Origin of the sequence: Oryzisolibacter sp. LB2S, from assembly GCF_040732315.1 — a bacterium.
Classification (GTDB): Bacteria; Pseudomonadota; Gammaproteobacteria; order Burkholderiales; family Burkholderiaceae_C; genus Alicycliphilus; species Alicycliphilus soli.
The window spans coordinates 1,869,994-1,892,814 of sequence record NZ_CP160388.1; the positions used below are offsets into that span (position 1 = coordinate 1,869,994).

A 22,821-nucleotide genomic window follows, 5' to 3' on the forward strand; every position below is an offset into this window, starting at 1 on the left:
TCCGGCAGATGCGCCGGGCCGCGCCATCACTGCGGCGCGCTGGTGCGGATCAGGTGATCGAAGGCGCTCAGCGCGGCCGTGGCACCGGCGCCCGCGGCGATCACGATCTGCTTGTACGGCACCGTGGTGCAGTCGCCCGCGGCGAACACGCCGGGCACGTTGGTCTGGCCCTTGGCGTCGATGACGATCTCGCCAAACGTGGACAGCTCCACCGAGCCCTTGAGCCAGTCGGTGTTGGGCAGCAACCCGATCTGCACGAAGATGCCGGCGAGCTCCACCTGCCGGGCCTCGCCGCTGTCGCGGTCCTTGTAGGCCAGGCCCGTGACCTTGCTGCCGTCGCCCAGCACCTCGGTGCTCTGGGCGTTGAGGATCACTTCCACGTTGGGCAGGCTGGCCAGCTTTTTCTGCAGCACGGCGTCGGCCTTGAGCTGGGGCATGAACTCGAACACGGTCACATGCTCGACGATGCCGGCCAGGTCGATGGCTGCCTCCACGCCCGAGTTGCCGCCGCCGATCACAGCCACGCGCTTGCCCTTGTACAGCGGACCGTCGCAGTGCGGGCAGTAGGCCACGCCCTTGGTGCGGTACTTGTCCTCGCCGGGCACGTTCATGTTGCGCCAGCGCGCGCCGGTCGAGAGGATGACGGTTCTGGCCTTGAGCACGCCGCCGTTGTCCAGCTCCACCTCGATCAGGCCACCGGGCCCGGCCGCGGGCCTGAGGGCCTTGGCGCGCTGCAGGTTCATCACATCGACCTCGTAGTCGCGCACATGGCGCTCGAGCGCGGCGGCGAACTGCGGCCCCTCGGTGTGGGGGATGGCGATGTAGTTGTCGATGTCCAGTGTGTCGTTGACCTGGCCGCCGAAGCGTTCGGCCGCCACGCCCGTGCGTATGCCCTTGCGCGCGGCGTACACGGCGGCGGCGGCACCTGCCGGACCACCGCCGACGATGAGCACGTCAAACGCGTCCTTGGCCGAGAGCTTGTCTGCCTCGCGTGCGGCGGCGCCGGTGTCGAGCTTGGCGACGATCTTGGCCAGCTCCATGTGGCCGGCGGCAAATTCCTGGCCGTTCAGGTAGACCATGGGCACCGCCATGATCTCGCGCGCCGTGACCTCATCCTGGAACGCGCTGCCCTCGATCACCGTGGTCTTGATGCGCGGGTTGAGGATGGCCATGAGCGACAGTGCCTGCACGACGTCCGGGCAGCTGTTGCAGGACAGGCTCATGTAGACCTCGAAGTCGTAGTCACCATCGAGTGCCTTGACCTGGTCGAGCAGGTCCTGCTCGAACTTCGGCGGATGGCCGCCCGTCCACAACAGGGCCAGCACCAGCGAGGTGAATTCATGGCCCAGCGGCAGGCCGGCAAAGCGCAGCTGCGTCTGGGTGCCCACGCGCTGCAGCGTGAACGAGGGCTTGCGGGCGTCCTGCCCATCGGTGCGCAGCGTGATCATGTCGCTGCGCAGCTGTTGAATGGTGGTGAGCAGCTCGCGCATCTGCGCGGAGGTCTCGCTATCGTCCAGGGAGGCCACCATCTCGAAGGGTTGCGTCACGCGCTCCAGGTAGGCGGCGAGTTGGGATTTGAGTTGATCGTCGAGCATGGTGGATTCCTTGTTCTGAAAGTAGGGGCGTAAAAAAACCGGACGGCAGGGCACACACGCCCCGCGTCTGTCCGGTTGCGTGGCGTCTGGCGCTTAGATCTTGCCGACCAGGTCCAGCGAAGGCGTCAGCGTCTTGGCGCCTTCCTTCCACTTGGCGGGGCACACTTGGTCAGGATGAGCTGCCGTGAACTGGGCGGCCTTGAGCTTGCGCAGGGTTTCCGACACGTCGCGGGCGATTTCGTTGGAGTGGATTTCCAGCGTCTTGATCACGCCATCGGGGTTGATCACAAAGGTGCCGCGCAGGGCCAGGCCCTCTTCGGGGATGTGCACGCCAAAGGCATTGGTCAGCTGGTGCGTGGGGTCACCCACCAGCGGGAACTTGGCCTTGCCCACGGCGGCGGAGGTCTCGTGCCACACCTTGTGCGAGAAATGCGTGTCGGTGGTCACGATGTAGACCTCGGCACCGGCCTTCTGGAACTCGGCATAGTGCTCGGCGGCGTCTTCGATCTCGGTCGGGCAGTTGAAGGTGAAGGCGGCCGGCATGAAGATCAGCACGGACCACTTGCCCTTGAGGGTCTGTTCGGTCACTTCGATGAACTCGCCCTTGCCGCCGCGGTTGACGAAAGCGGTGGTCTTGAAGGGCTGGACTTGGGTATTGATCAGGGACACTGTCGTTTCCTTTCAGTTGCGTTGTGGAAGTGATGACGGATGGAAGTTTAGTGCCATGCACATCATCAATCCAATCAATTGAATGCATTGGATTGATTTATACAAACTATAAAAGTTCCCGGGTACTCGGCAAATGTGCACGGTGCCGCGTGAACTGGCCGACAATGCAGGTCTCCCCCCGATCCATCAGGAGCACCCCATGAAAGGCGACGCACAAGCCATTGCCCACCTGCAGGCGCAACTCAAGAACGAACTCACGGCCATCAACCAGTACTACGTGCACTACCGCATGCTCAAGCACTGGGGCTTCGACCGCCTGGCCAAGACGGAGTACGAGGAATCCATCGGCGAGATGAAGCACGCCGACAAGCTCATGGAGCGCATCTTCATGCTCGACGGCCTGCCCAATCTGCAGGATCTGGGCAAGCTGCAGATCGGCGAGGACGTGCCCGAGATCCTGGCCTGCGACCTGCGCGCCGAACAGAACGCGCAGGCCACGATCAAGGAAGGCATTGCCTATTGCGAATCGGTGCGGGACTATGTCTCGCGCGATCTGCTGCAGGACATCCTCGAGGACACCGAGGAGCATATCGACTTCCTGGAGACCCAGATCGACCTCGTGGACAAGATGGGCCTGCAGAACTACCTGCAGTCGCAGATGGGCGACGCGGACTGACTCGCTCGTCCGCAGTTGGAATCACCCGCGCTGCGGGGAGGCTCCAGCTCCGCCGAACGGAGCCGCGACCCGCTCCCCGCAGTGCTCCCCCGAATTGCGAGGGCACGCCATGCACATGGTGCCGGAGCACCATGCGCCTACTTCAGCAAGTCGCCCAGGCTGAGGTACTTCATCTCGAGGTATTCGTCCATGCCGTGGCGTGAGCCCTCGCGGCCCAGGCCGGACTGCTTGACACCGCCAAACGGCACTTGCTCGCTGCCCAGCAGGCCGACGTTGACGCCGACCATGCCGTATTCCAGCGCCTCGCTGACGCGGATGATGCGGCCGATGTCGCGGCTGTACAGATAGCTGGCCAGGCCGAACTCGGTGGCGTTGGCGGCGTCAATGGCCTCCTGCTCGGTATGGAAGCGGAACACCGGCGCCAATGGGCCGAAGGTCTCCTCGCGCGCCACGCGCATGTCCTGGGTGGCGTTGGCGATCACCGTGGGCGCAAAGAACTGGCCCTGCAGCGGCTCGCCACCGGCGGCGATGCGGCCGCCCTTGGCGACGGCGTCGGCAATGTGTTCCTGCACCTTGTCCAGCGCCGCGGGCTCGATCAGCGGGCCTTGCGTCACGCCGGGTTCGAAGCCATTGCCCACCTTCAGGCCCTTGACGCGCTCGGCCAGCTTGGCGACGAAGGCGTCGTAGACACCGTCCTGCACATAGAGGCGGTTGGCGCAGACGCAGGTCTGGCCGGCATTGCGGTATTTGCTGACCATGGCACCCTCGACGGCGCTGTCGATGTCGGCGTCGTCGAAGACGATGAAGGGGGCGTTGCCGCCCAGCTCCAGCGCCAGCTTCTTGATGGTCGGTGCGCATTGGGCCATCAGGATGCGGCCCACTTCGGTGGAGCCGGTAAAGCTCAGGTGGCGCACCACGGGGCTGTCGCACAGCACCTTGCCCACGGCAGCGGCATGTTCGCTGGGCACGACATTGATGACGCCCTTGGGAATGCCGGCGCGGTGTGCGAGCTCCGCCAGGGCCAGGGCGCACAGCGGGGTGAGTTCGGCCGGCTTGACGACCACGGTGCAGCCCGCGGCGATGGCTGGGGCGACCTTGCGCGTGATCATGGCTACGGGGAAGTTCCAGGGCGTGATCGCCGCGCAGACGCCGATGGGCTGGCGCAGCACGATGGCGCGGCGGTCCGGCGCAAAGCTGGGCATGGTTTCGCCATAGGTGCGCTTGGCCTCTTCGGCGTACCACTCGACGAAGCTGGCGCCGTAGATGACCTCGCCGGTGGCCTCGGCCAGGGGCTTGCCCTGCTCGGCGGTCATGATGCGCGCCAGGTCGTCCTGGTGCGCGACCATCAACTCGAACCACTGGCGCAGCAACTGGCTGCGCTGCTTGTGCGTGCGCCCACGCCAGGCCGGCAAGGCGGCCTCGGCGGCGTCGATGGCCTGCTGCGTGTGGGCCGCCGTGAGGTTGGCCACCTCGGCCAACAGCTGGCCGGTGGCGGGATCGGTCACGGCAAAGCGGTCTTCACTGTCCACCCAGGCGCCGTCGATGTAGCCGGCGCGCTGGAGCAAACTGGGGTCGTTGAGTTGTTGGAGCGGAGAGAGGTGGGTGGTCATGCTGGCCTCGGTGGCAGGTTCTCAGTAGTCAGTCCCGCAGCCACCGATGGGCCGGCGGGGATGGTTGGGCGCCGCACCCGGTCGGTGCGTGCGCCCCGTTCGCATCAGGTGGCGCTGGCGGTCACAGTGGTGGCTGGCTGCAGGTCCATCCTGGGCATGGCATGGCTCTGCTGCCCGCCGATGTTGAACTTCTGGGCAATCACTCCCATGAGCACGATGACGGCCGCCAGCATCGAGGTGTAGATCACCTCGGTACGGTAGGTGCCTTCCATCACCATCACGACCAGCGCGGCGGGAATGGCGAAGATCACGGCATAGGTGAGCCAGGGGAACAGCCACATCTTGAAGCCTATGGGCGTGTTGGCGGCCTCCAGCTTCAGGCGCATCCTGAGCTGGGAGATGGCGATGCACAGGTACACGTACATGGCCACGGTGCCAGTGGCGGACATCAGCACGTCGTAGATGTCCATCTTCTCGGTGGCCGTCAGGTAGATGGCCACGAAGGCGAACACGCTGGAGATCAGCACGCCCACCCAGGGGCTGCCGCTGCTCTTGCCCGTGATCTGCATGATGCGATGGGCATCGCCACGGCGCGAGAGCGAATACAGCATGCGCGAGCAGGTGTACAGGGCCGAGTTGAAGCAGCTGCACACCGAGGTCAGCACCACGAAGTTGACGATGTGGCGCGCTTCGGGGATGCCCAGGCGGGTCAGCGTGACGGTATAGGTGCCGTGCGTGGCGTCCTGCAGCAACGGGTCGTCAAAGGGCACCAGGCACACGGCGATGAAGATGGAGCCGACGTAGAACAGAATGATGCGCCACACCACGGACTTGGTGGTCTTGATGATTTCCTTGCTGGGGTTGTCGGATTCGGCGGCGGCCACGGTCACGATTTCCGCACCGATGAAGGCAAACATGACGCCGAGCATGGCGGTGACCACGGCGCCCCAACCGTTGGGCATGAAGCCCCTGTCGGTCAGGTGGGTGAAGCCCACGGCGTCGGGCTGCCCCCAGGGCCAGAGGTGGGTCAGGGCGAGCAGGCCGATGACCAGGAAGACGACGATGGCCGTGACCTTGATGAGTGCAAACCAGAACTCGAACTCTCCGTAGCTCTTCACCTTCATCAGGTTCACCAGCACCAGCGCGATGGTGACGATGAGCATGTAGCCCCAGATGGGAATCATGGGGAACCACTCGTGCAGGATCTTGCCCGCCACAAAGGCTTCCCAGCCCATGAGCAGCGCCCAGAAATACCAGTACAGCCAACCAATGGTAAAGCCCGCCCAGCGGCCGATGGCGCGGTCGGCATAGGTGGAGAACGAGCCGGTATCGGGCTGGGCCACGGCCATCTCGCCGAGCATGCGCATGGCCAGCACCACGACGATGCCACCCACGATGTAGGCCAGGACGGCCGCCGGGCCCGCATTGGCTATCACCTTGCCGGAGCCGATGAACAACGCGGCGCCAATCACGCCGGCGATCGAAATCATGGTCAGGTGGCGCGAACGCAATCCGTTTTGCAGCGCACCCTTGCCTTGGCCCCCACAGGCTTGTGTCGTCATACTGTCTCCTTGGTCACTCTTCATACAGGGCAAGCCCCGAAGCCTGGAATGGCGCCGGCGTACAGGGCCTTGCCGTGGGCTGGCATGCGCGGGGAATCACCGCGCACCCGCGTCAGGGGGGGCGATGCCCCCCGGGAAGCACCGGATCAGGCCTGCTTGGCCGCGGCGACGCTGGCGGCCAGGATGTCCAGGCCCTCGTCCAGCAGCGCGTCGCTGGCCGTCAGCGGCACCAGAATGCGCAGCACGTTGCCGTAGGTGCCGCAGGTCAGCAGGATCAGGCCGCGGCGCGCGGCCTCGGCGCTGACGGCCTTGGCCAGTTCCGGCGCGGGTTGCTGCATGTCTCCCCCCTTGCACAGCTCCACGGCCACCATGGCGCCCAGGCCGCGGATGTCGGCGAGCTCGGGATGCTGGGCGGCGATGGCCTCGAGCTTGCTGACCATGCGCTGGCCCACGCTGCGCGAGCGCTCCAGCAGGTTGTCCTGCTCGAAGGTGTCCATGACGGCCAGTGCCGCGGCGCACGCTATCGGGTTGCCCGCGTAGGTGCCACCCAGGCCGCCGGGAGCGGGGGCGTCCATGATCTCGGCGCGGCCGGTGACGGCCGAGATCGGGAAGCCTCCCGCCATGGATTTGGCCAGGGTGATCATGTCCGGCACCACGCCGCTTTGCTCGATGGCATACCAGGTGCCGGTGCGGCCTGCGCCGGTCTGCACCTCGTCCACGATCATCACGATGCCGTGCTGATCGCACAGCGCGCGGATGTGCTCCAGCAGTGCCCGTGGTGCGGGATTGAAGCCGCCTTCGCCCTGCACCGGCTCGATGATGATGGCCGCGACGCGGCTGGGCTCGATGTCGTTCTTGAAGATCTGTTCGATGGACTCGATCGAGTCTTCCACCGTCACCCCGCGGCGGGGATTGGGGAAGCGCGCGTGGAAGATCTCACCGGGGAAGGGGCCGAACCCAGCCTTGTAGGGAACGACCTTGCCCGTCAGCGCCATGGTCAGCGAAGTGCGGCCGTGGTAGGCACCGCTGAAGGCGATCACGCCGCTGCGACGGGTGTGGCAGCGTGCGATCTTGACGGCGTTCTCCACCGCTTCGGCGCCGGTCGACAGGAACACGGTCTTCTTGGCAAAGTCGCCGGGGGCCTTGTCGTTGAGCCGTTCGGCCAGTTCGACATAGCTCTCGTAGGCCAGCACCTGAAAGCAGGTGTGGGTGAAACGCTGCAGCTGTGCCTGCACGGCCTCCATGATCTGCGGATGGCGGTGACCCGTGTTGAGCACGGCGATACCGCCCGCGAAGTCGATGTAGCGCTTGCCTTCCACATCCCAAATTTCGGCGTTCTCCCCACGGTCGATGAAGATCTGGTGGGTATGGCCCACGCCGCGCGGAATGGCCGCCTCGCGGCGTGCATACAGGCTGGCGTTGGTGATCCTGGTGGTGTCGAGCATGGCTTCCTTCTCTATGGGGTGTGACAGTGGAGGCGACTCTATCGACCAGCCCGGCCCACTAACATATACAGCCCGTGCCCGCGTTGTCTGGTACTGTGCAGGCCGCCGGTGCTGTACAAACAAACCCTATTGGTAGTAACCCTAGATACAACCTGCAGCGGGTGCAGGGGCCTCCTTTTGCCATGTTCGTGCTCGATTCCTCCTCTTCCGTGTCCCTGATCCAGCAGATCGTGGACGGTTTCAGTCGCATGATCGAAGAGGGATCGCTGCGCTCGGGCTCCAAGCTGCCGTCGATCCGGCAGTTTGCCCATACGCATGGGGTCAGCGTCTATACCGTCGTGGATGCGTATGACCGACTGGTGGCACAGGGCTATTTCGTTTCGCGCCCGCATCTCGGCTTTTTCGTGCGGCGACGCCGGCAGGACGATGGAGAGGTATCGAACGCCGGGATGCGCTACGACTTCGACTCCCTGTACTACATGCGGCGCATCTTCGAGCATCGGGGCCTCAGCCGCAAACCCGGCTGTGGCTGGCTGCCCGAGGACTGGCTGTTCGGCGATGGTGTGCGCCGCGCGCTGCGCACGCTCGCATCGGGCGAGATCAGCATCAGCGGCTATGGCGAGCCCAAGGGCTTTGCGCCGCTGCGGCAACTGATACGAGACCTGCTGACCGAGCATGAGGTGGCGCTGACCAGCGAGCAGATCCTGCTCACGCAGGGCTCCAGCCATGCGCTCGACCTCATCGCACGCCGTCTGGTGCATGCGGGCGCTCCCGTGCTGATTGATGACCCGAGCTACGCCAACCTGTGCTTCGGCCTGCGCCTGCTGGGCTGCGAGCTGCTCGGCGTGACACGCACGCCCGAGGGTTACGACCTGGCCTTGCTCGAGCGCCTGCTCGAGACGCATCGCCCCAAGGTGTTCTTCACCCAGCCAAGGCTGCACTGTCCCACGGGCGTATCGGCCACGCTCGCGCACATGTACCGTGTGCTCCAGCTCGCGGAAAAATACGACGTGACGCTGGTCGAGAACGACATCTACAGCGATCTCGATCCGCGCCCCTACCCGTCCTTTGCCAGCCTGGACCAGCTCAACCGCGTGGTCTACATCAGCAGCTTTTCCAAGACCATCTCCCCCAACCTTCGAGTGGGTTACATGGCGGGCAATCCGGAGCTCATCGAGGACATGGCCCAGCTCAAGATGATTGCGGGCCTGACATCGGCCGAGCTGTCGGAGCGGATTGTCTACGGCGCCTTGATCGACGGGCGCTGGCGCAAGCATGCCAAGACGCTTCGCGATCGGCTCACCGCGGCGCACGAGAAGGTCGCGGCACGCTTTCTCGCGCTGGGCTTCGAGCTGTTCACCGAGCCCAAGGCCGGCATGTTCCTGTGGGTGCGCCATCCGCGCATTGCGGATGCCAACGCGCTCGCGCTCAGGGCGACGGAGCACGACATTCTGCTCGGACCGGGGCATTTGTTTTCACCGGGGCTCGAGCCCAGTCCGTGGCTGCGCTTTAATGTCGCGTTCTGCGAGGACGAGGCGGTGTTCGACTACCTGCGGCTGGAGCTCGACAACGTTCGAGACGCCGTGGATGGCGATGGGCCAGATCCCGCAGGATCGCAAGTGCCGCGGGCTGGGCGGAATACAAAGACCGTTCCGTGCGCCGGGCGACCGACCACCGAACCAACCGGGTCCGGAGCCCACGAGGCGCCCGATCCAGCCTCCCCATTGGGGCACGGGTCCTGCGACGCCAACGAACAACAAGGGGTTCGAAAGCCCCTTTGAGCCAACAAGATTCAAGCCATATGCGAATTGCCACCTGGAACGTCAACTCCCTTTCCGTGCGCCTGCCCCAGGTGCTGGCCTGGCTGGCCGCCAACCCCGTCGATGCCATGGGGCTGCAGGAACTCAAGCTGGTGGACGAGAAGTTTCCGCATGCCGCCTTCGAGGCTGCGGGCTACCACGCCGTGTGCTTCGGTCAGAAGACCTACAACGGCGTGGCCATCATCAGCCGCGCCCCGGCGCGCGACGTGGTGCGCAACATTCCGGGTCACACCGACGAACAGGCGCGCGTGATCGCAGCCACGCTCGACACCGCGGACGGGCCGCTGCGCCTGATCAACTGTTACTTCGTCAACGGCCAGGCGCCCGGCACGGACAAGTTCGCCTACAAGATGCAGTGGCTGGCTGCGCTGCATGACTGGCTGCGCGAGGAACTGGCCGCACACCCGCGCCTGGTGCTGCTCGGCGACTTCAACGTGGCGCCCGAGGATCGCGACTCCTACGATCCTGTGGGCCTGAAGGACACCATCCACCACACGGTGGAGGAGCGCGCGCATTTTCGCGAGCTGCTTGCGCTCGGCCTCACGGACGCCTTCCGACTGTTCGAGCAACCCGAGAAGAGCTATTCGTGGTGGGACTATCGGCAGCTCGGCTTTCAGAAGAACCGCGGTCTGCGCATAGACCACATCCTCGTGAGCGAGGCGCTGCGCGCGGGCGTTGTAGCCTGCCATGTCGACCGCGCGCCACGCAAGAACCCGCAGCCCAGCGACCATGCGCCCGTGGTCGTGACGCTGGGCTGAACACGCGCCGACCGGGGCGGCCGCACGCGCCGCCCGACAGCTCTGTAAGGCAACTTCCTACAAGCCGCGTCAGCAAGCCAGACAGCACGCAGCGCCGAACCCCGACTTAATTTCCTTTTGGCCAGGTTTCACAATCCATTTCAACAAATCACGCAACAACTGCAACAACCTGCAAACCGCGTGATCCCTACTGGAAAGGATTGACCGATGACCTCCGAACAACTGCTGGCCGAGATCCGCGAAGCCAACCTGACCTATCTGATGCTGGCGCAGACCCTGATCCGCCAGGACAAGGCCGAGGCGGTGTTCCGTCTGGGCATCAACGAGGACGCGGCCGACATCCTCGCGTCGCTGTCCGCCGCACAGGTGCTCAAGCTCGCATCGCGCAACACGCTGCTGTGCAACTTCCGCGTCGACGACGAACTCGTGTGGAGCCTGCTGACCAACCACAACACACCGCGCAAGTCGGTCAACGAGGCCACGAACGCCCTGCACGCCAACATCCTCATGGCCAGCCGCGTATCCGAGGTGCTCTGAAGCAAGCCCCCTACCCCGACACACCCTCACGCCACCGACCGAAAGCCTGCCATGTCCGCACCCGCCAAAAGCGTCCTCAATGAGTCCAAACAGATCGAACGCGCCGCCATGCTGATCCAGATGGGCGCCCGCATGCAGGTGCTGGAATCGGAGACCACGCTGTCCTATGAGCGCCTGATCCGCCTGTACAAGGAGATCGCGGGCAAGTCACCCTCCAAGGGCCAGCTGCCGTTCTCCACCGACTGGTTCCTGACCTGGCAGGAGAACATTCACAGCTCGCTGTTCCTCAACATCTACGAATATCTGTCCAAGGGCGTGAGCCTGGACAGCGTGGAACTGCTCACCAAGGCCTATCGGCTCTACAACGAACAGATCGCCGCCGCAGAGATCGAACCGCTGCTGTCCTTCACCCGCGCCTGGCGCCTGGTGAAGTTCGTCGATGCCGGCATGCTCACGCGCACCAAATGCTCGCAGTGCGGCGGCCATTTCGTCAGCGAGCTGTACGAGAACCGCCACTACACCTGCGGCCTGTGCAACCCGCCGGCGCGTGCGGGCAAGAGCAAGAGCGCAGGCGCGCTCACCCTGCACTGAGGCGCGTCGTCAGCCGGTATTGCGCAGCCCCGCCGCAATGCCGTTGATGCAGATGTGGATGCCGGTCTGCACGCGCTCGTCGCCCTGCCCGGCACGCCAGCGGCGCACGAGCTCCACCTGCAGGTGGTGCAGCGGGTCGATGTAGGGAAAGCGGTGGCGTATGGAGCGCGCGAGCGCGGTGTTGGCCGCCAGCCGCTGCTTCTCGCCCGTGATGCGCGTGAGCGCCTCTGTCGTACGCAGCCATTCCTGCTCGATGGCAGCGAACACCTTCTTGCGCAGGCGCGCATCGGGCACGAGCTCGCTGTAGCGCGAGGCCAGGGCCAGGTCGCTCTTGGCCAGCACCATGTCCATGTTCGACAGCAGGGTGCGAAAGAACGGCCACTGCCGGTACATCTTCTGCAGCAGCGCCAGCTGCGCCTTGGGCTCCTTGCCCGGCGCGTTGATGAAGCCCTGCACGGCCGCGCCAAAGCCGAACCAGCCCGGCAGTGTCAGCCGGCACTGGCCCCAGCTGAAGCCCCAGGGAATGGCGCGCAGATCCTCGATCTTCTGCGTGGCCTTGCGCGATGCGGGGCGCGAGCCGATGTTGAGCTGCGCAATCTCGCGGATCGGGGTTGAATTGAAGAAGTAATCGGTAAAGCCCGGCGTCTCGTACACCAGCGCGCGGTAGGCGGCCATGCTGGCCCGCGAGAGCTGCTCGGCCGTCTCCAGAAAGGCCTTGGTCGCGGGCTTGGTGGGCTGCAGCAGCGTGGCCTCCAGCGTGGCGGCCACCAGGGTCTCGAGGTTGCGCCGGCCGATCTCGGGATTGGCGTACTTGGAGGCGATGACCTCGCCCTGCTCGGTCAGGCGAATCTGCCCGCGCACCGTGCCCGGCGGCTGGGCCAGGATGGCCTGGTAGCTCGGTCCGCCGCCGCGCCCCACGGTGCCGCCACGGCCATGGAACATGCGCAGGCGTATGGGCGTGCCGGCCTTGGCGGCGTTGAGCTCGTCGAACAGTGCCACCAGGGCGATCTCGGCGCGGTAGAGCTCCCAGTTGCTCGTGAAGATGCCGCCGTCCTTGTTGCTGTCGCTGTAGCCCAGCATGATGTCCTGCTCGCCCCCGCCGGCGCGCACCAACTGCTCGATGCCCGGCAGCGCATAGAACTCGCGCATGATGGGCGCGGCATTGCGCAGGTCCTCTATGGTCTCGAACAGCGGCACGACGATCAGGTCGGCACGCGCGCCGGCATCGAGCTGCCCCTGCATCAGCCCCACTTCCTTTTGCAGCAGCAGCACCTCGAGCAGGTCGCTCACGGTCTCGGTGTGGCTGATGATGTAGTGGCGTATGGCGTCGCGACCGTAGCGCTCGCGCATGAGGCGCGCGGTCTCGAAGATGGCGAGCTCGCTCGTGGCCAGCTCCGAATATTGCGCACCCACCACGCGCAGCGGCCGTGCGTCACACAGCAGGCCCAGCAGCAGCGTGCGGCGCTCGGCCTCGGGCAGCGCCGCATAGTCGGCATGCACGCGCGCCGTGGCCAGCAGCTCTGCGACCACGCGCTCGTGCTGGTCCGAGCTCTGGCGCAGGTCGACCGTGGCCAGGTGAAAGCCGAACACCTGCACGGCGCGTATCAGCGGATGCAGGCGCTCGCCCGCCAGCGCCGCGCCACGGTGCGAGTGCAGCGAGGCCTCTATGGTGCGCAGGTCGGCCAGAAACTCATCGGCGCTGGCGTAGGGATTCTGCGGCGCCACGGCGTGCAGCGCGGCCTCGCCGCCGGTGAGCTCGCGCAGGCTCGCGGCCAGGCGCGCATAGATGCCCGTGAGCGCGCGGCGGTAGGGCTCGTCCTTGCGGTGTTCGCTGGTGTCGGGCGAGCGCTCGGCGAGCGCGCGCATCTCGGGCGAGACATGCACCAGGTTGCTCGACAGCGACAGCTCGCGGCCGAGCAGATGCACCTCGGTCAGATAGCGGCGCAGCGCCACCTCGGCCTGGCGGCGCAGCGCCAGCTGCAGCGTGGACGCGGTGACGTTGGGGTTGCCGTCGCGGTCGCCGCCAATCCACTGCCCCATGCGCAAAAAGCTGGCTACGGCGTGTTCGCCGCCGAGCTCGCTCTCGAGCTCGGCGTAGATCTTCGGGATCTCCTGCAGAAAGGTCGATTCGTAGTAGGACAGCGCGTTCTCTATCTCGTCGGCCACGGTCAGCTTGGAGTAGCGCAGCAGCCGGGTCTGCCACAGCTGGGCAACGCGGGCGCGCAGCTGCGCCTCGTTGGCCGCGAGCTCGCGCGGCGTGAGGATGTCCTTGGCGCTGTTGTAGAGCTGGGCACGCGCCAGGATGTCGTCGCGCTCGGTCAAGAGCTGCGCGATCTCGCGCTCGGCGTCCAGGATGCTCTTGCGCTGCACCTCGGTGGGGTGGGCCGTGAGCACGGGCGCGACATAGCTCGTGGCCAGGGTCTGGGCCACGGTACCCGGTGCGATGCCGGCCCAGCGCAGGCGCGCCAGGGCCACCTCGATGCTGCCCTCCTGCGCGCTGCCCGCGCGCTCATGCACGGCGCGGCGACGGATGTGGTGCCGGTCTTCCGCCAGGTTGGCGAGGTGACTGAAGTAGGTGAAGGCGCGGATCACGCTCACCGTCTGATCCCCCGTCAGACCCTTGAGCAGCTTCTTGAGCGCGCGGTCGGCCTCCTGGTCGGCATCACGGCGAAAGGACACGGACAGCTGGCGGATCTGCTCGACCACCTCATAGGCCGCCACGCCCTCCTGCTCGCGGATCACGTCACCCAGAATGCGGCCCAGCAGGCGAATGTCCTGGATCAGCGGATAGTCCTTGTCGGTCTTGCGAACGCTCGGGGTGGCCGATGCGGGGTCCGTCTTGCGGGCGGGGGCGGTCATGCGTACAGGTCTCCTGGTGCCGAACAATGGTTTCATCAGCGGGTGTTGCAGTGCAGCATGCTAGCATCCCCGGTTGCCCTGACCCAGACTTCACGGGGCCCGCAAGACTGCCGACATGACCCACGATAGCGCCCTCCCCCCCATCGTCATCGCCACCCGCGAAAGCCAGCTTGCCCTGTGGCAGGCCCAGCATGTGCAGGCCCTGCTCGCCGCGCGCGGGCACAGCGTGTCGCTCCTGGGCATGACCACGCGCGGCGACCAGATCCTGGACCGCACCCTGTCCAAGGTGGGCGGCAAGGGCCTGTTCGTCAAGGAGCTCGAGGTCGCGCTCGAAGAAGGCCGCGCCGACATCGCCGTGCACTCGCTCAAGGACGTGCCCATGGAGCTGCCGGGCGGCTTTGCCCTGGCCTGCGTCATGGAGCGCGAGGATCCGCGCGACGCCTTCGTCTCGCCGCGCTACGCCACGCTGGACGAGCTGCCGCAGGGTGCGGTCGTCGGCACATCCAGCCTGCGCCGCCAGGTGCTGCTGCAGGCGCTGCGCCCGGACCTCAGGATAGAGCCGCTGCGCGGCAACGTGCAGACGCGGCTGCGCAAGCTCGACGAGGGGCAGTACGCCGCCATCGTGCTCGCCGCCGCCGGCTTGAAGCGCCTGGGCCTGCACGAACGCATCCGCAGCATCTTCGAGCCCACGCAAATGCTGCCCGCCGCGGGCCAGGGCGCCCTGGGCATAGAGATCCGCAGCCAGCGCGACGACCTGCGCGCGGCGCTGGCGCCGCTCGCGCACGAGCGCACCTGGCTCACGGTGACGGCCGAACGCGCCGTGAGCCGCGCCATGGGCGGCAGCTGCTCCATGCCCCTGGCCGCACACGGACAGTGGAGCGGCGACGAGCTGCGCCTTGAGGCCGCCTGGGGCGACATCGAGGGCCGGCTGCCCCTGGTGCGCGCCGAAGGCGCGGCCCGCGTTGCCACTCTGGACGAGGCCGACGCCCTGGGCCTGGCCGTGGCCGCAAGGCTGCGCGAGGCCGGCGCCGTCGCCGCATGCTGATGGGCAGCAAGCCGCCGCGCGCCATCGTCACGCGCCCCGAGCGCGAGGCCGCGCAATGGGTGGCCCGCCTGCAGGCGCGCGGCATTGCCGCCAGCGCGCTGCCGCTGATCGCCATCACGGCGGTGCACAGCCCGGCGCTGCGCCAGGCCCTGGAGCAGGCGCGCGAGCAGATGGGACGCTACCGTGCGGTGATGTTTGTGAGCGGCAATGCGGCCCAGCATTTCTTTGAGTCAAATCAGGTTCCCGCGCTTTGCCAGCAAGCGCTGACAGCTATCAATACGAGAGTATGGGCGCCCGGCCCCGGCACGGTGGCCATGCTGCGCGATGCGGGGGTGCCCGGCGAGCGCATCGACGCCCCCGGCGCCGACGCGGCGCAGTACGACTCCGAGGCGCTGTGGCAGGTCGTGGCCGGGCAGATAGGCCCGGGCGACCGCGTGCTCATCGTGCGCGGCACCAGCGAGCCCGGCGCCGCGGGCGGCACGGGCCGCGACTGGCTCGCGGCGCAGATCGGCGCCGCAGGCGGGGCCGTGGACTTCGTCGCCGCCTACGAGCGCCGCGCGCCCACCCTCGATGCCGACCAGCTGGCGCTGGCGCGCGGCGCCGCGGGCGACGGCTCCATCTGGCTGCTGAGCAGCTCGGAGGCCGTGGCGCATCTGGCCGCCGCGCTGCCCGGGCAGGACTGGAGCCGCGCGCGCGCCCTGGCCACCCACCCGCGCATTGCCCAGGCCGCGCGCGAGGCCGGTTTTGGCCAGGTGATGCAATGCCGGCCAGCCTTCAACGAGGTGGCCGCGTCGATAGAATCGCCGCATGAGCACTGAGTCTGTTCCCGAGCCTTCCGCAGGCATGCCGTCCGCGGCCAGGACTGCCCCACCCGCCAGTCACAGCGGGGGCGGCGCGGCGCTCTACGCGCTGGCCATCGTCATGATCGCCGCACTCGTGAGCTCGGTACTGCTGTGGCAGCGCCTGACCTCGATTCAGGAACAGCTCGCGCGCCAGTCGGCCGACTCGGGCGCCCAGGCCGTCGAGGCCCGCACCATGGCACAGCAGGCACAAGACCTCTCGCGCGAGACCGCCGCGCGCCTGGCCGTGGCCGAGGCACGCCTGGGCGAGGTCACCGTGCAGCGCACGCAGCTCGAGGAACTCATCCAGAGCCTGTCGCGCACACGCGATGAGAACCTGGTCATAGACATCGAGGCCGGCCTGCGCATGGCCCAGCAGCAGGCGCAGCTGACGGGCAGCCTGCAGCCGCTCGTTGCCGCGCTCAAGAGTGCCAGCCAGCGCATAGAACGCGCGGCCCAACCGCGGCTGGCCCCGGTGCAGCGCGCCATGGCGCAGGACCTTGAGCGGCTGGAGCAGGTCTCCGTCACCGACACGGACGGTCAGCTCGCGCGCATCGACGACCTGGTGCGCCAGGTGGACGATCTGCCGCTCATCAACCATGTGGCGCAGGCCGCCCTCATGCGCCGCCAGACGGACAAGGAGGAGTCCGCCGCGCCATCGGCCCCGGCCGATGAGTCCCGCTGGCGGGGCACGCTGCGTCGCGGCTGGGAGGCCGTGCGCGACGAGGCGCGCGGCCTGGTGCGCATCAGCCGCGTGGACCAGCCCGACGCCATGCTGCTCGCGCCCGACCAGGCGTTCTTCCTGCGCGAGAACCTCAAGCTCAGGCTGCTCAACGTGCGCCTCGCCCTGCTCGCGCGACGCACGGATTCGGCCCGCACCGATCTGGCCGCCGTGACCGGCGCGTTGAACCGCTATTTCGACCCCGCGTCACGTCGAACCCAGAAGGCCGCGACGGAGCTCCAGCAGCTGCAGGCCCATGTCAAGACCGCCGAGATGCCGCAGCTCGAAGACAGCTTTGCCGCCTTGGCCACGGCCGCGGCCGGGCGCTGACCGGCAGCAGGACACCAACCATGCGTGCAGCACTCTGGTTTCTGGCATTGTTTGGCGCGGCCGTCGCGGTCGCGCTCTTCGTGGGCAACAACCAGGGCACGGTCACGGTGTTCTGGCCGCCCTACCGCGTCGATCTATCGCTCAATCTCGTGCTGGTGCTGCTCGTGGGTGGCTTCACCCTGCTGTACGGGGCGCTGCGCGGCATGTCCACGCTGCTGCAGCTGCCGGTGCAGGCGCGCCGCTGGCGATTGCTGCAGAAGGAGCGCGCCATGCATGGCGCGTTGCTCGATGCGCTCTCGCAGATGCTGGCCGGACGTTTCCTGCGCGCGCGCAAGGCGGCCGAGTCCGCCATCACCCAGGAACAGGCGCTCGAAGAGGCCAGCCACGCCCTGCCCTATGGGCGCCAGCTGCGTACCCTGGCCCATCTGGTGGCCGCCGAGAGCTCGCATGCGCTGCAGGACCGCACCATACGCGAGGAGCATCTGCAACAGGCGATGGACAGCCTCCCCGAACGTCTGCCGGCCTCCATGCTGGAGTTGCGCGAAGGCGCGCAGCTGCGCGCCGCGCGCTGGTCGCTCGACGAGCGCGATGCGGATACGGCGCTCGAGCGCCTGTCCACCCTGCCCGCGGGCACGGCGCGGCGCACGCTGGCGCTGCGTGCGCGGCTCAAGGCGGCGCGCCTGTCGCACCAGACGCAGCAGGCCCTGGAAACCGCTCGCCTGCTGGGCAAGCACCGCGCATTCACGCCCGCCGCGGCCGAGAGCATCGTGCGCGGCCTGATCATCGAGCTGATCAACGGCGCCCATGATCCCGCGCAGTTGCAGCGCATCTGGCTGGACCTGGAAAACAGCGAACGCGCCATGCCCGAAGTCGCCGTGCACGCGGCCCAGCGCCTGGTGCTGCTCGGCGGTGACGCAGGTCAGGTGCGCGCCTGGCTGCTGCCCGTGTGGGAGCGCATGCGCGAGTTGCCCGACACCCAGCAGCTGCGCGTGGTGCGCGCGCTTGCCGCCAGCCTGCGGGGCCTGGACGCGCAGTGGCTGGCACGCATCGAGTCGGCGCAGAAGTCCGATCCCCGCAATGCACGGCTGCAGTACCTCTCGGCCATGGCCTGCCTCGAGCGCGAGCTCTGGGGCAAGGCGCAGCAGCAGCTGAGCCAGGCCACGCAGCGACTTACCGACACGGCCTTGCGCGCCGATGCATGGCGCCACCTGGCGCAGCTGGCCGAGCAGCGCGGCGATGCCGCGGCCGCAGCCGACGCCTGGAAACAGGCGGCCCAGCAGTAGCCGGGGCGCCGCCCCTCGCCGGCCCCCCCGCGGGCCTCGATCGTCGACATCACAGTGTCCGTCCTGGGCGCGCCCCTGCCGCGTGCCCCGCGTGGCTGCGCCACCACCTCCCCCACGGCCTGAGCCCGCGGCATCGCCTCGCGTCACGGACTGAACCAACGCTGCAGGCATGGGTTTGTACGCAAACAAACATTCGTTGCGAATGAACATTAAGATGGCGCCCTCCCTCGCTAGCACGATGTCACAACAAGACTGTTGCGTCACATCAACCGAGGGGCGTAAAACATGTCGACCGAAGTAAAAAGGACCCCACCATGGACAGTGCCGTTTTGAGCCTTTTGGGCGCCTTCCTTCTGTCCATCATTGGGCTGTTCGTCTTCATCTGGTCGCTGCGCAAGGGCCTTCTCGTCGAGAACCCCAAGGCCGCCTCGGCCATCTTCGCCAAGGGTGAGATCGGTCACATCGACGACCCCGCGCTGGGCGCCGCCGGGCAGCAGCACTTTCAGGCCGCGGCCACCGAGCCCGGAGATTCCACGCATCTGCCCGATGCGGCCGAGATCGAGGACCGCGTCGCCGCCGACCGCTCCAGCGCCTTTCCGGTCTTCATGTTCATTGCCTTCGCCTGCATGTGGCTGCTGTTTGGCGGCATCGCGGGCCTGACGGCCTCCCTCAAGCTGCACTGGCCCGACTGGCTGGTGAGCGAGGCCTGGATGACGTTTGGCCGCATCCGCACCGTGCACCTGACCGCCGTGCTCTATGGCTGGATCACCAACGCCGAACTCGCCATCATCATCTGGCTCATGCCGCGTCTGCTGCGCCGGCCGCTGATCGGCTCGATGTGGATCATGATGGGCGGAGCCCTTGTCAACACCGCAATTGCCAGCGGCATAGGCGCCATCGGCGCGGGCTGGACCGACGGCCTCGAATACCTGGAAATGCCCTGGCAGATCGGCATCTTCTTTGCAGCCGGCATGGTCTGCATCATCGGCCCGGTGATGTACACCATGGCCAACCGCAAGGTCGAATCGCTGTATGTCACGACCTGGTACCACACGGCCGGCCTGCTGTGGATCACCTTGCTGTTCATCGTCGGCAAGATGCCGGGTGTGCACTTTGGCGTGCAGCAGGCCGCCATGAACTGGTGGTACGGCCACAACGTGCTGGGCCTGTGGTTCACGCCCGTGGCCGTCGGCGCCATCTACTACTTTCTGCCCAAGATCATCGCGCGGCCCATACGCTCGTACAACCTGTCCATCCTGGGTTTCTGGACGCTGGCCTTCTTCTACGCCCAGGTGGGCGGCCACCACCTCGTGGGTGGGCCGGTGCCCGGCTGGCTCATCACGCTGTCCATCGTGCAGAGCATGATGATGATCATCCCGGTGCTCGCCTTCTCCATCAACATGGGGCTGACGATGAGGGGCCGCATGCGCCTGGCGAAATATTCGCCCACGCTGCGCTTCATGATGTTCGGCGGGCTCATGTACCTGCTGTCGTCGCTGCAGGGCTCGTTCGAGGCGTTGCGCTCGGTGCAGCAGGTGGCCCACTTCACGCATTTCACCGTGGCCCACGCGCACCTCGGTGCCTATGGCTTCGTGACCATGGTGCTGTTTGGCGCCATCTACTTCATCATGCCGCGCATCATGCATTGGGAATGGCCCTTCCCCAGGCTGATCTCCTGGCATTTCTGGCTCGCCGCGATCGGCATCATGATTTATTTCGTGGGCCTGACCTACGGCGGCTGGTTGCAGGGCCTGGCCATGCTCGACGAGTCGCGCCCATTCATGGACTCCGTGGCGGTGACGATTCCGTGGCTGCAATGGCGCAGCGTCGGCGGCGGCCTGATGGTCGCAAGCCATCTGGTGTTCGTCTTCCACTTCCTGGCCATGGCGCTGCGCTTCGGCCCCGATCGTGCCGGCGCCGCACTGTTCTCTAACCAACCCAAGGCGGTGGAGCTCGCTCATGGAGAATGAAAGCAAACTGACCGCAGGGGCCATGGTGACCTTTGCCATCGCCGTCTCTGCCCTGGTGATCCTGCCCTATGCGCAGGTGCGCGATGTGAAGCCCCCCGAGGGCCTCAAGCCCTATACCAGCGCCGAGCTGCGCGGACGCGCGACCTACATCGCCAACGGCTGCGTCTACTGCCACAGCCAGCAGCCGCGCTCGGAGAGCTTCGCCCCCGACGCCAAGCGCGGCTGGGGCCGTGCCTCGGTGCCGGGTGACTATTTCTACGACAAGCCGCATCTGCTGGGCAGCATGCGCACGGGCCCGGACCTGTTCAACATCGGCGTGCGCCAGCCCAGCAAGGACTGGCACCTGGGCCATCTGTACCAGCCGCGCGCCTATGTGCCGGGCTCCATCATGCCCTCCTACCCCTATCTCTTCGACATCAAGGACAAGGCCGAACCCGGCGAGGAGCCCATCAAGCTGCCGCCCGGCTACACGCCCGCGGGCAAGGTCGTGGTGCCCACGCCCGAGGCGCTCGACCTCGTGAAGTACCTGCAGGCACTCAAGCGCGACTATCCGGTGTTGCCACCCGAGCCGCACGAGGCCTCGGGCGCCAAGACCTCCTCCGCGACGCCGGCGCCCCAGCCCACGCCCGCTTCTTGAAAGGACTGTGACCATGAGCCAAGACCCGGTCACACGCGCACAACAGCGCGAGAACGAAGACCCCGAAGAGGCCGTCCGCCCCATGCCCCTCGTGGCCCTGCTGATTGCGGCGGCCATGGTGGTCTGGGCGGTGATCTACATCCTGAACACCGAGCCCCTCACGCTCTCCCAGTATGGCGATCAGCGCACACGGGCCGAGCTCTCCGGCCCGGCCGCACCCGCCGCCGGCGCGGCCGTGGACGGCAAGGCCATCTTTGCGGCCCAGTGCGCGGCCTGCCACCAGGCCACGGGCGCGGGCCTGCCAGGGGTGTTCCCGCCGCTGGACGGGTCGGAATGGGTGCAGGGCGAGCCACGCGTGCTGGCCAACATCCTGCTGCACGGCATCACGGGCGACATCACCGTCAAGGGCAACAAATACCAGGGCGCCATGCCCAGCTTCGCCCAGCTGTCCGACGCCGAGCTCGCCGGCGTGGCCAGCTATATCCGCAGCAGCTGGTCCAACAAGGGGGATCCGCTGGATGCGAAGCTGTTCGAGGACGAGCGCAAGGCCGGAGCAGACCGCAAGACCCCGTTCGAAGGCGAGGCGGCACTCAAGGCCCTGACCCAGTGACCCGGCCATGTGGCGCACCGCCCTGTTGAGCGCCCTGCTGGTGCTCGGCGGCGTGGCCACGGCGCGCTGGCTCACCTATGACTTCCAGGTCTGGACCGACGAAGGCGCGCGTCGCCTGGAGGTCGCGCTGCGGCCCGTGCCGGCGCCGGACGTGCGCGTCGAGGGTCCGCAGATGCAGGCCGCACCGCTGCCCTCGCTGCTGACCGACGGTGGCGCGGTCACCATCGTCGACTTCTTCTACACGCATTGCGAGACCGTCTGCCTGTCGCTCGGCAGCAGCTTTCAGCAACTGCAGGCGGCCTTGCAGGCCGATCGGGCGGAGGGGAAACCATCGGGCGTGCGGCTGCTCTCCATCAGCTTTGACGGCGCACGCGATGACCGCGCCCAACTGGCCGCCTACGCCGCGGGCCTGCGCGCCGACGGCGACCTGTGGCGCTTTGTCCGCGTACCCGATCCCCGGCAGCAGCAGGCCCTGCTGCGCAGCCTGGGCGTGGTCGTGATACCCGACGGCCGGGGCGACTATGAACACAATGCGGCGCTGCTCATCTTCGACCGGCACGGCCGCATGGTGCGCATCTTCGATCTGGCAGAGCAGCAGCTGGCGCTGGACTATGCGCGCCACCTCGCACGGAGCGCACCGTGATGCTGCCGCCGCGCGCATGCGCCACACCCGCCAGGCAGGCCCTGGCGGGCCTGCTGCTGGCGGCGCTGCTGGCCATCCCGGCCTTGCGCGACTGGCTGCAGGCCAGCATGTGGCGCCACATGCTGCTGCAGTTCCCGCTGTGGCTGCTCACGGGCGCGCTTCTGGCCGCCGCGCTGCCGCCGCGCTTGCGTGGCGGCATTGCCCGCTGCAACGCCCATGGCATCGCCGGTCTGGTGGCGCTCGGTGTGGTGCTGTCGGTGCTCATGGTGCCGCGCGTGCTCGACCTCGCGCTGCGTGACGCAGGCATAGAGGTGGCCAAGTGCATGGCATTGCTTCTGGCAGGCGGGCTGCTGCGCCTGTCCTGGCGCGCCGCGGGAATGGTGGTGCAGGCCTTCTTCCTGGGCATGCAGCTGCCCATGATGGTGGTCGTCGGCCAGCTCTACGTCGACTCGCCCCTGCGCCTGTGCAACGCCTATCTGCAGGACGACCAGATACGCCTGGGTCATTGGCTCATTGGCCTGGCGGCCCTGGTTGGCATCGCCTGGCTGGCCCATGTCGCCTGGCAGTTGATTCGGCGCGAGGATGGTCGGCTGACGGACGCGACGCCGCAGTGATCGCATC

20 protein-coding genes are annotated in these 22,821 nt (G+C 67.1%); 14 read left to right on the top strand and 6 right to left on the bottom strand.

The genetic code is table 11. The features are described 5' to 3' along the window. Positions 1 to 26: 26 nt before the first annotated feature. The gene (gene ahpF, locus ABUE11_RS08830) at positions 27 to 1,595 is read right to left on the bottom strand and encodes an alkyl hydroperoxide reductase subunit F (protein ID WP_367068672.1); all 1,569 of its coding nucleotides are present in this window, start codon (positions 1,593 to 1,595) and stop codon (positions 27 to 29) included. A 93-nt stretch (positions 1,596 to 1,688) separates the two neighbouring features. Then, positions 1,689 to 2,264, bottom strand: coding sequence for an alkyl hydroperoxide reductase subunit C (gene ahpC / locus ABUE11_RS08835; protein ID WP_367068673.1), 576 nt, complete (start codon positions 2,262 to 2,264; stop codon positions 1,689 to 1,691). Between the two features lie 199 nt (positions 2,265 to 2,463). On the opposite strand from ahpC, the gene bfr reads away from it, so the two are divergent. Then, positions 2,464 to 2,940, top strand: coding sequence for a bacterioferritin (gene bfr, locus ABUE11_RS08840; RefSeq protein ID WP_367068674.1), 477 nt, complete (start codon positions 2,464 to 2,466; stop codon positions 2,938 to 2,940). A 137-nt stretch (positions 2,941 to 3,077) separates the two neighbouring features. On the opposite strand, the gene ABUE11_RS08845 is transcribed toward bfr, so the two are convergent. The 3 genes from ABUE11_RS08845 to gabT form a co-directional block, all read right to left on the bottom strand. Beyond that, entirely contained in the window at positions 3,078 to 4,550 is a 1,473-nt protein-coding gene (locus tag ABUE11_RS08845) for an NAD-dependent succinate-semialdehyde dehydrogenase (RefSeq protein WP_367068675.1), read from the bottom strand. Positions 4,551 to 4,654: 104 nt separating this feature from the next. Next, entirely contained in the window at positions 4,655 to 6,112 is a 1,458-nt protein-coding gene (locus ABUE11_RS08850) for an amino acid permease (protein WP_367068676.1), read from the bottom strand. A gap of 146 nt (positions 6,113 to 6,258) precedes the next feature. After that, on the bottom strand, positions 6,259 to 7,557 hold the full coding sequence (gene gabT, locus ABUE11_RS08855; protein ID WP_367068677.1) for a 4-aminobutyrate--2-oxoglutarate transaminase: 1,299 nt from the start codon (positions 7,555 to 7,557) through the stop codon (positions 6,259 to 6,261). A gap of 182 nt (positions 7,558 to 7,739) precedes the next feature. On the opposite strand from gabT, the gene ABUE11_RS08860 reads away from it, so the two are divergent. From ABUE11_RS08860 to flhC, 4 genes are all read left to right on the top strand, one after another. After that, positions 7,740 to 9,338 (top strand): PLP-dependent aminotransferase family protein, encoded by a 1,599-nt coding sequence (locus tag ABUE11_RS08860; RefSeq protein WP_367068678.1) that lies wholly within the window; start codon positions 7,740 to 7,742, stop codon positions 9,336 to 9,338. Positions 9,339 to 9,358: 20 nt separating this feature from the next. Then, complete coding sequence (xth, locus tag ABUE11_RS08865) at positions 9,359 to 10,135, top strand: exodeoxyribonuclease III (RefSeq protein WP_367068679.1); 777 nt, start codon at positions 9,359 to 9,361, stop codon at positions 10,133 to 10,135. Positions 10,136 to 10,342: 207 nt separating this feature from the next. After that, positions 10,343 to 10,672: a flagellar transcriptional regulator FlhD gene (gene flhD, locus ABUE11_RS08870; protein WP_367068680.1), complete on the top strand. Its 330-nt coding sequence runs from the start codon at positions 10,343 to 10,345 to the stop codon at positions 10,670 to 10,672. 51 nt (positions 10,673 to 10,723) lie between these two features. Continuing rightward, a complete protein-coding gene (gene flhC / locus ABUE11_RS08875; protein ID WP_367068681.1) occupies positions 10,724 to 11,263 on the top strand; it encodes a flagellar transcriptional regulator FlhC in 540 nt (179 codons plus the stop codon). A 9-nt stretch (positions 11,264 to 11,272) separates the two neighbouring features. On the opposite strand, the gene ppc is transcribed toward flhC, so the two are convergent. Beyond that, positions 11,273 to 14,122 carry a phosphoenolpyruvate carboxylase gene (ppc, locus tag ABUE11_RS08880; RefSeq protein WP_367068682.1) on the bottom strand — a complete coding sequence of 950 codons (2,850 nt, stop codon included), beginning with the start codon at positions 14,120 to 14,122 and terminating at the stop codon, positions 11,273 to 11,275. 115 nt (positions 14,123 to 14,237) lie between these two features. Between ppc and hemC the strand changes: the two genes are divergently transcribed. The 9 genes from hemC to ABUE11_RS08925 all read left to right on the top strand — a co-directional run bounded on the left by hemC (position 14,238) and on the right by ABUE11_RS08925 (position 22,814). After that, entirely contained in the window at positions 14,238 to 15,167 is a 930-nt protein-coding gene (hemC, locus tag ABUE11_RS08885) for a hydroxymethylbilane synthase (protein ID WP_367068683.1), read from the top strand. After that, the gene (locus tag ABUE11_RS08890; protein ID WP_367068684.1) at positions 15,161 to 15,985 is read left to right on the top strand and encodes a uroporphyrinogen-III synthase; all 825 of its coding nucleotides are present in this window, start codon (positions 15,161 to 15,163) and stop codon (positions 15,983 to 15,985) included. Before hemC ends, ABUE11_RS08890 begins: the two co-directional genes overlap by 7 nt. After that, entirely contained in the window at positions 15,975 to 17,057 is a 1,083-nt protein-coding gene (locus ABUE11_RS08895; protein WP_367068685.1) for a uroporphyrinogen-III C-methyltransferase, read from the top strand. The genes ABUE11_RS08890 and ABUE11_RS08895 overlap by 11 nt, the downstream gene beginning before the upstream one ends. 20 nt (positions 17,058 to 17,077) lie before the next feature. Then, the gene (locus ABUE11_RS08900) at positions 17,078 to 18,340 is read left to right on the top strand and encodes a heme biosynthesis HemY N-terminal domain-containing protein (protein ID WP_367068686.1); all 1,263 of its coding nucleotides are present in this window, start codon (positions 17,078 to 17,080) and stop codon (positions 18,338 to 18,340) included. 314 nt (positions 18,341 to 18,654) lie between these two features. Then, positions 18,655 to 20,310: a cbb3-type cytochrome c oxidase subunit I gene (locus tag ABUE11_RS08905; protein WP_367068687.1), complete on the top strand. Its 1,656-nt coding sequence runs from the start codon at positions 18,655 to 18,657 to the stop codon at positions 20,308 to 20,310. Continuing rightward, the gene (locus ABUE11_RS08910; RefSeq protein ID WP_367068688.1) at positions 20,300 to 20,947 is read left to right on the top strand and encodes a cbb3-type cytochrome c oxidase subunit II; all 648 of its coding nucleotides are present in this window, start codon (positions 20,300 to 20,302) and stop codon (positions 20,945 to 20,947) included. The genes ABUE11_RS08905 and ABUE11_RS08910 overlap by 11 nt, the downstream gene beginning before the upstream one ends. 13 nt (positions 20,948 to 20,960) lie before the next feature. Further along, positions 20,961 to 21,557, top strand: coding sequence for a cytochrome c (locus tag ABUE11_RS08915; RefSeq protein ID WP_367068689.1), 597 nt, complete (start codon positions 20,961 to 20,963; stop codon positions 21,555 to 21,557). Positions 21,558 to 21,564: 7 nt separating this feature from the next. Next, complete coding sequence (locus ABUE11_RS08920) at positions 21,565 to 22,200, top strand: SCO family protein (protein ID WP_367068690.1); 636 nt, start codon at positions 21,565 to 21,567, stop codon at positions 22,198 to 22,200. Next, positions 22,200 to 22,814 carry a hypothetical protein gene (locus ABUE11_RS08925; RefSeq protein ID WP_367068790.1) on the top strand — a complete coding sequence of 205 codons (615 nt, stop codon included), beginning with the start codon at positions 22,200 to 22,202 and terminating at the stop codon, positions 22,812 to 22,814. Before ABUE11_RS08920 ends, ABUE11_RS08925 begins: the two co-directional genes overlap by 1 nt. Positions 22,815 to 22,821 lie beyond the last annotated feature (7 nt).